Origin of the sequence: Kitasatospora sp. NPDC015120 (assembly GCF_043080305.1) — a bacterium.
GTDB lineage: Bacteria > Actinomycetota > Actinomycetes > Streptomycetales > Streptomycetaceae > Kitasatospora.
The window spans coordinates 347,958-360,420 of sequence record NZ_JBIBVJ010000007.1 but is presented as its reverse complement, the minus strand read 5'-3'; the positions used below and the strand labels follow the sequence as shown (position 1 = coordinate 360,420).

Below are 12,463 nucleotides of genomic sequence, written 5' to 3'. Positions count from 1 at the left end.
CATCGGCGCCGGACCACCCGCTTAGCTAAGGCATACCTTAGGGATATCGGATTTTGCCGTCTACACCGGGGTCGTCATGGAACGGCGCAGGTGGGAGCAGGGCGACGGCGCCCCGACGGTCGGTCCACCGACGATTTCCGGCCACCGGGGGCGCAGGAGGGCGTGGAAGTCAAGGCAAAGACGTGGTAAAGGGGCGCGCACCGGCGGTGCGCGCCCCTCATGTGCTGCCGGGTCCTCCTCAGACCTCCGCGGTGCGCCCCGACCTGCGGGGCGCGGCGGCCCGGGCGGTCCAGCGGCCCTCGTTGCGGGTGATCCGGATCGGGTGCCCGAAGGTGGCGCTCACCAGCTCGGTGGTCATCACCGCGTCCACCGGTCCGGCCGCGACCGTCTCCCCGCCGCGCAGCAGCAGCGCGTGGGTGGTGGACTCCGGCAGCTCCTCCAGGTGGTGGGTGACCAGCACGCTCGCCAGCTCCGGGTGCTGCTGGCGCAGCAGGTCCAGGCTGTCCAGCAGCAGTTCCCGGGCGGTCAGGTCGAGCCCGGTGGCCGGCTCGTCGAGCAGCAGCAGCCGCGGGCTGGGCATCAGCGCGCGGGCGATCAGCGCCCGGCCCCGCTCCCCCTGCGAGAGCGTCGTCCACGCGGACTCCGCGGCGGCGGCCATGCCGAGGGTGTCGATCAGCAGCTCGGCCCGGTCCAGCTCCTCCGGGGCGGGCTTGCGGTGCAGGTCCGGTTCGATGGTGTTGGTGACGCCGGTGAGCACCACCTCGCGCACGGTCAGCGGCGAGCGCAGCGGATGGCGCGGGTTGACGTGGCCGAGGTGGGCGCGCAGCTCGCGGATGTCGACCCGGCCGAGCCGGCGGCCGAGCACGTCCACCTCGCCGCGGGTGGGGTGGGAGACCGCGCCGAGCAGGGCGAGCAGGGTGGACTTGCCGGCGCCGTTGGGGCCGAGCAGCGCCCAGTGCTCGCCGGGGCGGATGGCGAGGTCGATCCCGCGCAGCAGGTGTCGTCCGTCGCGGACGACGTCGACGGCCCGGGCGCGCAGCAGCGGTTCCGTGGCGGGGTCCGCGACGGGCGGACCGGAGGGCGGGCGCGGATCGGTCGTGCTCATGCGGGCGGGCCTCCTACGGGTCCGGTGCCGGGCGGGGTCACGGGCAGGGTCACGGGCAGGGTCACGGGCACGGCGCCGCACCGGACGGGCCGGCGCCGACCGTCCGCGTGCAGAGTACAACCGTTCGCCCGGACGGCGGTCCCGGTGTCCGAGCGGTGGACACCTCGGCCCGCCGACCGGTCGGTGCACGGCCCTTTCGCCGCACGGGAGTTGGCGGCAGGATCGGGGAACCGGCGCAGGGCGGCGGAGCGTGGAAGCGATGCGGACGGAGCCCGGCGGCGGTGCGGGCCGGATCGAAGGGGGCGGGCATGACGGGGACCGACGAGCGGGCCGGGGCGGGGCGCGCCGGGACGCTGCCCGGACGGTTCGAGGAGCAGGCGCGGCGCGCCCCCGCGGCGGTCGCCGTCCGGTGGGAGGGACGGGAGCTGACCTACGGCGACCTGGACGCGCGGGCCGACCGGCTGGCCCGCCACCTGGCCGCCCTCGGGCTCGGCCCCGGCGAGCGGGCCGCGGTGGCGCTCGGCCGGGGCACCGAGGTGTACGTCGCGCTGCTCGCCGTGCTGAAGACGGGCGCCGCCTACGTACCGGTGTCGCCGGGCGCACCGGACGCGCTGCTGCGGCACGTGCTCGCCGAGGCCTCCCCGGCCGTGGTCGTCACCGAGGAGGGCCACCGGATCCGGCTGGCGGACGCGGGCGCCCGGACGCTGGTCTGCGTGGACTCGGCCGCCGCCGCGGTGGCGGCGCTGCCCGCCGGGCCGCCGCCGGCGGTGTTCGGGCCCGAGGACGCGGCGGTGGTGTTCACCACCTCGGGCACCACCGGCGCGCCGCGCTGCGCGGTGGTCGGGCACCGCAATCTGCTGGCCGCCCACCACGGCTGGGTCACCGTCTACGGCATCACGCCCGCCGACCGGGTGCTGAGCGCCGCGAGCCTGGAGTTCGACGTCTTCACCGCCGACTGGGTGCGCGCGCTGTGCTCGGGCGCCACCCTGGTGGTCGCCCCGCGCGACCTGACCCTGGACCGCGGCGCCGACATCGCCGATCTGCCCGCGCTGGTGGCCGCCGAGCGGATCACCCTGCTGGAGCTGAACACCCGCACCGCGCGCCGCCTCGCGGAGCATCTCGCCGCGACCGGCGGCGGGAAGGGCCTTCCCGGCCTGCGGCTGCTCAGCGTCGGCGCCGAGAAGTGGTGGCTGGACGAGCAGCTGGCGATGCGCCGGCTGCTCGGCCCCCGCACCCGGGTGGTGAACGTCTACGGGCTGGCCGAGGCCGGCGTGGACAGCACGTACTTCGAGGCCCCGGACGGCGACGCGGTGGCGGACAGCGGTGCGCTCTCGGTGGTCGGCGTCCCGTTCCCCGGCGCCCGGGTGTACGTGCTCGGTCCGGACGGCCGCCCGATCGGGCACGGGGCGGTCGGAGAGATCGCCCTCGCCGGACCGGGCCTCGGCCGGGGCCTGCCGGGCCGGTCCCTGGAGACGGCGCGGCGGTTCGTCCGGGCCGACTTCGACCCGGACGGGCGGGTCCTGCGCACCGGGGACCTCGGCCGCCTCGCCGAGGACGGCACCCTGCACTTCGTCGCCCGCGCGGCGAACGTGTCCGGGCCCGCCGAGGCGCCCGCGTCGGCCGCCGTGGTCGCCCGGGCGCGCACGGCGGCCCGCGCCGAGGCCGCGCTGCGCGCGCACCCCGGGGTGCGGGAGGCGGCCGTCGCGCAGTTGGAGGTGGCCCCGGGCCGGCGCGAGCTGGTCGGGTACGCGGTGACCGAGCCCGGCGCCCCGGGCACCGACGGCTGGTCGCTCTCGTCCCACCTGAGCGCCCGGCTGCCGGAGGGCGGGGCTCCCGCCGCCGTGGTCCCCGTGCCGGAGCTGCCGCGCACCCGGGCCGGCAAGCTCGACCGGAGCGCGCTGCCGCTGCCCGCGCCGCCCGACCACGCGGCGCCGCGGCGGGCGGGCGGCGGGAAGGGGTACCGGGGCAAGGGCGGCGGCGGCCGGTCCGGGGGCGGCGCGGGGACGGAGTCCCTCCTCGGCTGCGGCGCGCTCCTCGTCGGGGTGTCCGGCGCGTTCACCGCCTGGCTGCTCACCCGCAGGCTCTGGCCGGGGTCGACGGACGTCTCGGCCGTGCCGGGTCCGTACGACGGCTTCTTCCGGGTGCTCTACCTGTTCGAGTGGGCCTCGTTCGGGCTCGGTGTGAGCTGGCTGTTCTTCGGGGCCGCGGTGATCGCCCGGTTCGGGCGGCCGGCCGGGCTCTCGGTCGCCGCGCACCTCTCGGTGTTCTGGCTGCTGGCCTCGTGGTGGCCGCAGGACAACCTGTACCGGACCGCCGACCGCTCGGTCCTGTCCACCGAGGTGTGGCTGGTCTACGTGTTCAACATCGCGCTGATGGTCGCGGCGGCGGTGCTGGTGCGCTTCCTCACCTGGCAGCCGAAGCGGCTGCGCTGAGCCGAGGGGCTGCGCCGGGCCGAGGGGCTGTGCTGCGCCGAGAGGGCTGCGCCGGTCCCGGGCCGGTGCGCCGGTCCGGGCCGCCGACGGGGCCGCGGTCGGTCAGCGCAGGGCCTCGAACATCCGCCCCAGCGCGTGGTGGGCCGCCCCGAGCAGGGCCTGCGCCGCGTCCAGCGCCTCGGTGCTGCGCGCGGCGAGGGCCAGGCCGACGAAGGGCTCGGACTCGTAACAGGCCGTCACGATCAGTGGCAGGACGACCGCACCGAGCCGCGCGCACTGCGGGCGCAGCCGCTCCAGGTGCCCGTACAGCGCCTCCTGGGAGAGCCGGGCGCCCAGCGGCATGGCGTCCAGGGTGCGGACCAGGTGGCCGGGGCCGCGCACCTCGTCCAGACGGTGGCGCAGCACGAAGGCGGTCGCCGGTCCGGTGAGCCGCAGGTTGGCCTCGGTCGGGGCGAGCCGGCGGTCCCGGTCGGTGACGAAGTCGACGTCGTACCAGCCGCGGTGGCCGGCGGCGGCCAGCCGCTCCCCCACCGCGAGGCCGAACCGTTCGGCGACGGCCGCCGCGCCGGGCGGCACCACCCCCGGGCCGACCGTCACCCCCTGGTAGCGGGTGCCGTCGACGGCCATCTCGCCGACGCCGACCGGGTGCACCCGCCCGTCGGGGCCGATCACCGCGTCGAAGGTGAGGTCCCGCAGCCGGCCCGAGCCGGCCGGCCCGCCGTCCACGTACTCCTCCACCAGCAGCTCGCCGCCGGGCGGCAGCACGTCCTCGCGGACCAGGCGGCACAGCAGCGCCCGGGCACCGCCGGCCGCGAGCACGTCCTGCGGGGTGATCAGGGCGGTGCCGTACCCGCCGACCCCGTGCGGGGACTTGAGCATGGTGGTGAGTCCCCGGGCGGCCCGGGCGGACAGCCGCCGGGCGGCGCGGCGCGGGCCGTCGGCGTGCTCCTGGCGGGGCACCCGGACGCCCGGGTGGCCGGGGGCGAGGGCGGTGAACAGCTCGTGCGCGGTGGCCTTGGACTCGTAGCGGCGCACGGCCGCCAGCTCCGGGCCGTCGCCCTGGTCGGGGGTGCGGCCCCAGTGCAGCACCGGGCCGGGGGCGGTGGCGAGCCGTCCGGCCAGCGCGGGGCGGGCGGCGAGCGCACGGGCCACCGTCGTGCCGGGGGCGATGCCGGTGTACGACTCGACCGGGCCCCAGTCGAGTTCGCGGGCGAGCAGGTCGATCCAGGCCCGGTCGACCTCGGCGGGCAGCACCAGGGCGGCCGGGTCGGGGCCGTAGGCGACGGCGAGGCCGGCGTAGTGGTGTGCCTGGCGCAGGCGGCGGGCGTCCTGGCGGCGCCGCTCGTCGCCGTCGAGGAACTGCTCGTTGAAATCGGCGACGTTGCCGATGTGCACGGCGCGCCGTCCGCCGGTCCAGGCCCCCACCCATCCGTCCATGGCGCGAGCGTACGGGACGGCGGTCAGAGGCGGAGCAGGCCGGCGTCGGTGGGGCGGAAGCCGCAGGCGTCGAGGTAGTAGCCGCGCAGGTGGGGCTCGAAGTCGACGTGCAGCCAGTCGCAGCCGGCCGCGCGGGCGTTGCCGGCAGCCTCGGCGACCAGGCGGGTGCCCAGGCCGGCGTGCCGGGCGGCGGGGGCGACGGCGGTGTCGAGCAGGAAGGCGTGGACGCCGCCGTCCCACAGGACGTTGACGAAGCCGAGCAGCGGGCCGCCCGGGGCCGGGCGGGCGCAGACCCAGCCGAGGCTGTGGCGCTCCAGCCGGGCCCGCCAGGGCGTGGCGGGGCGGTCCGGGTCGTGGGTCCCGCCGAAGGCCGCGGCGTGCAACGCGTCGAGTTCACGGTCGGTGAAGCCGCCCCGCCAGTGGAGGTCCGGGGGCGAGGGCTGGGAGGTCGTCATGGCATGAGCGTAAACAGGCTGCTCACGGCCGATCACTTGTGATCAGCACAGGACACGACTTGGCAAAAATCCGACGGTTGCTCTAGCCCCGGCTGACTGTTCACCGTCAATCTCTTCGCAGCCCTCGTCCCTGCACCACGCAGCATCCCCCACTGGAGTCAGAGTGAGCCCCTCCTCCTCGCCCCGCCGCCGCCCCACGGCCGGAGCCATAGCGGCCACCGCCGCCCTCGTGGCCGCCACCGTCACCGCCGGCACCGCCTCGGCCGCCCCCTCCGGCCGTGACGCCGCCATCGACCGCGCCCGGAGCAACGTCGCCCGCAACGCCGCGGTCTTCGGCTTCACCGGCGGGCAGGACCTGGTCGTCAAGGACGTCGTGCTGGACGCCGACGGCACCCAGCACGTCCGCTTCGACCGGACCTACCTCGGCCTGCCGGTGGTCGGCGGCGACCTGGTGGTCCACCAGGACGCCCGCGGCCGGCTCAAGGACTCCTCCCGCGCGGCCGCCCACGACGCCGCCGTGCGCACGATCGTCCCCGAGGTCCCCGCCCGGCTCGCCGCCGGGCGCGCGCTGGAGGCCGCCCCCGGCATCGCCGACGCCGGCAGCAGCCCCGAACTCGTCGTCTGGGCCGCCGACGGCACCCCGCGCCTGGCCTGGCGCACCACCGTCCGGGGCACCGGCGACCACGGCCGGCCGGCCGGCCGCGTCGTCGTCACCGACGCCACCACCGGCGAGCAGATCGAGGCGTACGACGCCGAGCACCGGGCGAGCGGCACCGGACACTCCGAGTACACCGGCGACATCACCATCGACACCACCGCGCAGGGCGCCGGCGGCTACACGCTGACCGACCCGCTGCGCGGCCACGTCACCAAGGACGCGCACAACGTCTCCGCCAACGCCCTCAACGCCGGCTCCGGCACCCCCTTCACCGACGCCGACAACGTCTGGGGCGACGGTCGGAAGTTCTCCACCGACCGCGCCACCGCCGCCGTCGACGCCCACGCCAACACCGCCTGGACGTACGACTACTACAAGAACACCTTCAACCGCAGCGGCATCAAGAACGACGGCAAGGGCGCCACGGTGTTCGTGCACGTCGGCACCGGCTGGGACAACGCCCAGTGGTCCGACAGCTGCTTCTGCATGATGACCGGGGACGGGAACGGCACCACCGACCCCGAGCAGGTCGACCTCGACACCATGGGCCACGAGATGACCCACGGCGTCACCAGCGCCACCGCCAACCTCCGCTACAGCGGCGAGTCCGGCGGCCTCAACGAGGCCACCTCGGACATCTTCGGCACCATGGTCGAGTGGTACGCCCACAACACGGTGGACACCGGCGACTACCTGTTCAGCGACCAGTCCACCCCGCCGTGGCTGCGCCGCTTCGACAAGCCCTCGCTCGACGGCCGGTCCGCCGACTGCTGGAGCCGCAAGGTCGGCCAGCTCGACGTCCACAACTCCTCCGGCGTCGGCAACCACTGGTTCTACCTGGCCAGCGAGGGCAGCGGCGCCAGGACCGTCAACGGCGTCGCCTACGACAGCCCGACCTGCAACGGTTCGACCGTCACCGGCATCGGCAACCAGAAGGCCGCCGCCGTCTGGTACCGCGCGCTGACCGTCTACATGACGTCCACCACGGACTACAAGGGCGCGCGCACCGCGTCCCTGAACGCCGCCCGGGACCTCTACGGCCTCAACAGCACCGAGTACACGGCGATCGCCGCCGCCTGGAGCGCCGTCTCGGTCGCCTGACGGTCCCGCGCGCCCCGCCGCGCCGTCCCCCGCCGTCCCCCACCGCCCGCCGCCCGCCGCCCCCGCCGCCGTCCCGCGAGCGAGGGCGGCGTCCGTCGTCGCCGCGTACGGCGTGGCGGGACGGCGGCACGGGCGGCGCTCTGGGATCTTGGGTCCCGGGGGCCGCAGCCGAACCGGCCGAAGGCCGGCCCGGCCGAACCGGGGAGACCCCATGGCCAAACTCGTCCTGACCACCTTCCTGACCCTCGACGGCGTGATGCAGGCCCCCGGCGGGCCGGAGGAGGACCGCGAGAACGGCTTCGCCCACGGCGGCTGGCTGTTCCCGTTCGCCGACGAGGAGTTCGGCGCCCTGATGAACGGCGTGATCGCCCGCGCCGGGGCCTTCCTGCTCGGCCGCCGGACGTACGACATCTTCGCGGGCTACTGGCCCCGGGTGACCGACCCCGGCCACCCCGTCGCCGTCCCGCTCAACACGCTGCCCAAGTACGTCGCCTCCACCACCCTGCACGACCCGGCCTGGCACCCCACCACCGTGCTGACCGGCGCCGCCCCCGGCGGCCTGGCGGGCGAGGTGGCGGCGCTGAAGGAGCGGCTGGGGGACACCGAGATCCAGATCCACGGCAGCGGCGCCCTGGCCCGCGCCCTGATGCCCCACGGCGTCATCGACGAGTACCACCTGGTCACCGCGCCGGTCCGGCTGGGCACCGGCCACCGCCTGTTCCCCGACGCCGGTCCGCCCACCGCCTTCCGGCTCGTCGGCACCCGCACCACGCCGTCCGGGGTCACCGCGAACACCTACCGCCCGACGGGCCCGGCGGCGTTCGGGACGTTCTGAGGCCCGGGGTCACGGACCGTGGGTGTCCTTGCGCCAGGGGCGCCACCGGGCCGGGGGCTTCGGTTCCTCCGCCGTCGTCGCGGCCCTCAGCTTCCGCATGATCGCGCCCCGTTCCTCGGAACCGACCAAGTAGACCACCGTCAGCGCGTCCTCGGCGTCCGCGCCGAGGCCCGCCCGGACCAGGTGGCTCAGAAGGGTGTTGGCCTGCGACTCCCCGCCGCCCTCCCGCGAGCGGGGGCGGTGTGAGTGCTGGCGGCAGAACCCGCGGACCAACCGCTGCCGGAGCTCCGCCGGCACGTGCGCGCCGGCCAGTCCCACCACCACCTCCGCGACCTGGGCGCCGTCGCGTGCGGCGATCACGGTCGCGTCGATCAGCGCCTCGGCGCTCCGGTCGTGGCCGGCCATCAGCAACCGGCCGGCGAGAGCGGCCGTCACACCCTGGCCGAGCGCGGACGCGGCGATCAGCCCCGGCGCCACCGGTCCGCCGCCCATCAGGCCGGCGATCCTGCCCGCCGGCTCCTCGGCGACCAGCCGGTCGGTGACCAGCCTGGCCACGTCGTCGCGCCCCCGCCCGGCCAACGGCTGCAGGATCGCGTCGAGTTCGGCGCTCCGCCGGGCGGCGGCGAGGATCCGCCGCAGCTCCGTCCACCGGGCCGGGTCACCGACCGGCGCGAACAGCAGGCCCGCGATCTCGGCGGGCGGCCGGTGCAGGACCGCCGTGATCAGGGCCGCCCTGGCCGGCCCGGCGCCCGCGACGAGTGCGCCGAGCGGGCCGTCCGCCCCGCTCTCCCGCAGCAGCGCCTCCCGGTCGGCATCCGGAGTGTCCGGCAGCTGCCGGAACCACGGGACGACATCGGTGTCCGGAGGGAGTCGGTCAAGCAGGACCGCGGCGTCCCGGAACCAGCCGAGTGCGTGCAGGCGCAGCCAGACGGACGGGGCGTCCGAGGTGGGCGCGACCGCCCTCAGGACGGGCAGGACCGCCTCGTGCGGTCCGTTGCGGTGCACATGGTGCAGCAGCTCCATCGTCTGCTCGCCGGTGAGTGGCTCCAGGACCAGGGTCTCCAGCGCGGCCCGGCGCCGTTCCCCGTCCTCCCGCCCCAGGGCGCTCAGCAGCCCGATGAGCTCCTGCGTCACCCCGGACCAGGGGGCGGCGGCGAGGACGGCGCCCGCCACCGGGCCGCGGCGGGCGGCGAGCAGCTCGACGAGCACGGCCCGGCAGCGGTCCGGCGCGGTGAACCGGCCGACGGTCCTGGCCAGTTCGTGGTCCGGCGCCCCCGCGTCCCCGAGCAGGGCCAGGATCTCGGCAACCGCTTCCGGAGGCCGTTGCTCCGCCCCCCGGCACACCTGCTCGCCGAGCGGCCCGCCCAGGTACTGGGTGAGCAGGCCGGCCACGACCGAGGGGGGTTGCAGGCGGCCCAGCCGGCCGAGCACGTCGAGGGCCTCCTGGAGACTGCCGTTCCCGTACAGGTTCCTGAGGAGGTCGTCGACCTCGTTGATCCGCAGCGGCGGTTCGTCGCGGAACGCGTCCAGCACGTAGCGGGTGGCGCCCTCCGCCCCGCTCGTCCTGGCGGCGTGGAAGAGCAGGGGCGCGTCGGCCCGGACGGCCGCCGCGAGACGGCTGCCGGGCGCGGACCCGGCGTTCCGGGCGTGCAGTTCCCGCAGCAGTGACGCGATCTCGTCGGCCGGTCTGGCCCTGAGGAACGCGTCGAGCAGGCCGGTGACATCGGTGGGCAGGTGGTGTTCCGGCCCTCCGCCGTCGGCGGCCACCAGCAGGTCCGCCACCTCCGCGGGCGGACGCCGTTCGGCCACCCGGCGGAGCATCGCGGCTCCCAGGGCCGCCGCACCCGGTGCGTCCGGATCGCGCGTCAGGGCCGCGGCCAGCTCGGCCAGGAAGACCGCGCTCCGCTGCCCGGCCGCCTGCACCAGCAGACGCGTGGCGAGTTCCGGCTCCCCGGCCCGCAGGTGCGCGTGGAGCAGGGCCACGTCCCGCGCGCCGCCCTCCTCGGCCACCCGGGCGAGCTGTGCGGCCGCGTGATCGTGCAGGCCGTGGGAGAGCAGCCACTGCACGAACCGCTCCGGGTGGGCCGGGCCCATGCCGAGCGCCACCTGCCCGAGCAGCACCTGCTGGGCGACCGCCCGGCCGCGCGCCCCGAGTTCGGCGAGCACGGCCGCGATCGTCCCGTCGTCCGTCCCGACGAGGAAGACCGCCGCCATCTGCGCTCCGAGGCCGCCGCGCAGTTCCCCTTCGCAGGCCAGGTGGAGCAGTTCGGCGAGCTGCTCCGGGGACGGGCGGGCGGCGAGGACCTGCTCCAGCATCAGGGACCGGTCCTGGTCACCGGCCTCGTCCAGCATCGGCAGCACCTCCGCCGGCGGCCGGCCGAGGAGCAGCTCGCGCTGGAAGCGGTTCGCGAAGGCGGGGCGCGCGTGTTCACGGAGCGCCCGCACCAGCGGCACGGCCCCGTCCAGGGGATACGAACGCCCCAGGGACGACGCGACCGCCGTGGCGAGCGTGTGGGTCGTCCCCATGTGCCGGACGAACGCCGCCACCTGGACCGGGGGTTCGCCGGACAGGTGCCGGCAGAGGGACTCCAGCAGCGCGGCAGGTCCGTGGCGGTCGAGCAGGACGGCCAGTTCCGCCGCCTCCTTCGGGCGGAAGGGAAGGAGCGCGCGGGCCAGCACGGCGCCGGCGTCCCCGGTCGCACCGCGCCCCGTCAAGTGCCGCAGCACCGCGTGCACGTCCGCGACCGGGAGCCGGCAGCACTCCCCGAGTGCGGTGTCGAGGTGGTCCGGCAGTCCGGCGTCCCCCAGAGCCTCCAGCAGGACGTGCCGGTCCTCGCGCCGGGCCACCGCGGTCCGCAGGACGAAGGCGGCGTCCGCGTCGGAACCGGCGGGCCGGCGGACGGCCGCCAGCCAGGCGACGACGGCCTCGTGGGGCCCCGTCGCGAGGAGCGTCAGTACGGCGGTGCGGTCCTCGGCCCGGCCTGCGCGGGCGAGCCCCTCGCAGAGCTCGTCCACCTCCTGCGGACCGTACGCGGCGACCGACTCCCGCAGCAGCCGGTCGGCCTCGGCCGTCAGGTCCTCGGCGGCCAGGGCGACCACGAGCGGCAGCAGGTCCGCCGGCGGACGCGGCCGGGCGAGCACCCACGCCGCCTCGTCCTCCAGGCCCGCCCGCCCCAGGGCGAGCACGCCCGCCACCAGGAGGGCCGCCGGCAGACCGCCCAGCGTCCGGAGCACCGTCACGCGAAGCTCGTCGGCCGTTCCCCCCGGCAGGCCGGCGGCGGCGAGGGCGTGCAGCAGCTCGTCCGCCGGGCGTACGGCGGCCGCCGCCGCCAGCAGCCGGTGCGCGCGCTCGGCGCTGCCCGCCGCGCAGAGGACCGCGGCCAGCTCCACCAGCGACGCGGGCGTCCTGCGGAGGGCGGCGGCCTTCCACAGCGCGGCGACCGCCTCGGGGGCGGCCGGCAGGGAGTCCAGCACGAGCAGGTCGGCCGCGGGCGCGACGGCGGCGTACTCCTCCAGGAGGTCGGTCCGCCGAGCGGTCTGCAGCTCGAAGACCGCGCGTCCCAGCAGCCGGCGGGGGTCGGCGGCGAGCGGTTGCAGTACCGGCGCCGGTCCGTCCGCGGCGGGGGCCGCCGCGGGGGCCGCCGTGGGGGCGGTCGGGACGGCCCCGCCCCGGGCCGGCCCCGCGACCACGAACGCGGTCTGGTCGACGTCGGTGAGCACCCGGACGCTCTGCGCCCGGCCCTGCTTGCCGTACCCCCGGTGGAACTCCTGGATCCGGGCCTGGGTGGCGACGCGCAGCTCTTCCAGGTTCAGCGGGCCGTCGTGCGCGAGCAGCGTGTCCAGGACGGCCCGCGAGAACAGGCTGAACGAGCCGCCGTCCGGCCCCCGCCCGGGCTCGCCGGCACCGACGAAGCGCGCGTACTCGCCGGGCGAGCAGGCGTACAGGTGGGCGACCTGCCGGCCCGCGACGACCAGGGCGTCGCGGCTGGCCCAGCCGACGGTGCCGCTCATGAAGTCCTGCCGGACGCCGTTGCGGCAGGCGTCGATCAGGAACAGCACCCGGGCGGCCGGGGTCCACTCGACCTCGCGCCGCCAGTCGATGGCGATGCAGCCGGACCAGGGCGGCTCCACCCCGGAGTGCAGGTCCTCGGGGATCAGGTAGTCCTGGCCCTCCGCGTGCAGGCCGTGGCCGCTCAGGCAGACCAGCAGCGTCTCGCCGCGCCGGGCGGTCCGCAGGAAGTGGCCGACCTCGCCGTTCACGAAGTTGGCGCCGACCCGGCCGTGGGCCGTGGGCAGCACGACCCGGAAGCCGCGGTCCCGCAGCGCCCCGCCGAGCCGTTCGAGGTCCCGGGGGACGAAGGGCAGCGGCGTGCAGCCCGCGAGGTCGTAGTCGCTGGCGCCGATCAGCAGCGCGGCGAAGCCGGCCATCGAGTCCGGTCC

At 76.6% G+C, this 12,463-nt stretch carries 7 protein-coding genes; 3 read left to right on the top strand and 4 right to left on the bottom strand.

The window, feature by feature from the left end:
• Positions 1–238: 238 nt before the first annotated feature.
• Positions 239–1,105: an ABC transporter ATP-binding protein gene (locus tag ACF1AK_RS19820; protein WP_391500078.1), complete on the bottom strand. Its 867-nt coding sequence runs from the start codon at positions 1,103–1,105 to the stop codon at positions 239–241.
• 308 nt (positions 1,106–1,413) lie between these two features.
• On the opposite strand from ACF1AK_RS19820, the gene ACF1AK_RS19815 reads away from it, so the two are divergent.
• Entirely contained in the window at positions 1,414–3,537 is a 2,124-nt protein-coding gene (locus ACF1AK_RS19815) for an AMP-binding protein (protein ID WP_391500077.1), read from the top strand.
• 102 nt (positions 3,538–3,639) lie between these two features.
• Here ACF1AK_RS19815 and ACF1AK_RS19810 read toward each other — a convergent pair whose 3' ends face one another.
• Complete coding sequence (locus ACF1AK_RS19810; protein ID WP_391500076.1) at positions 3,640–4,974, bottom strand: hypothetical protein; 1,335 nt, start codon at positions 4,972–4,974, stop codon at positions 3,640–3,642.
• 23 nt (positions 4,975–4,997) lie between these two features.
• The gene (locus ACF1AK_RS19805; protein WP_391500075.1) at positions 4,998–5,429 is read right to left on the bottom strand and encodes a GNAT family N-acetyltransferase; all 432 of its coding nucleotides are present in this window, start codon (positions 5,427–5,429) and stop codon (positions 4,998–5,000) included.
• Between the two features lie 163 nt (positions 5,430–5,592).
• Between ACF1AK_RS19805 and ACF1AK_RS19800 the strand changes: the two genes are divergently transcribed.
• Entirely contained in the window at positions 5,593–7,188 is a 1,596-nt protein-coding gene (locus tag ACF1AK_RS19800; RefSeq protein WP_391500074.1) for a M4 family metallopeptidase, read from the top strand.
• A 211-nt stretch (positions 7,189–7,399) separates the two neighbouring features.
• Complete coding sequence (locus ACF1AK_RS19795; RefSeq protein WP_391500073.1) at positions 7,400–8,023, top strand: dihydrofolate reductase family protein; 624 nt, start codon at positions 7,400–7,402, stop codon at positions 8,021–8,023.
• Between the two features lie 9 nt (positions 8,024–8,032).
• On the opposite strand, the gene ACF1AK_RS19790 is transcribed toward ACF1AK_RS19795, so the two are convergent.
• The gene (locus tag ACF1AK_RS19790; RefSeq protein WP_391500072.1) at positions 8,033–12,451 is read right to left on the bottom strand and encodes a hypothetical protein; all 4,419 of its coding nucleotides are present in this window, start codon (positions 12,449–12,451) and stop codon (positions 8,033–8,035) included.
• Between the last annotated feature and the right edge of the window lie 12 nt (positions 12,452–12,463).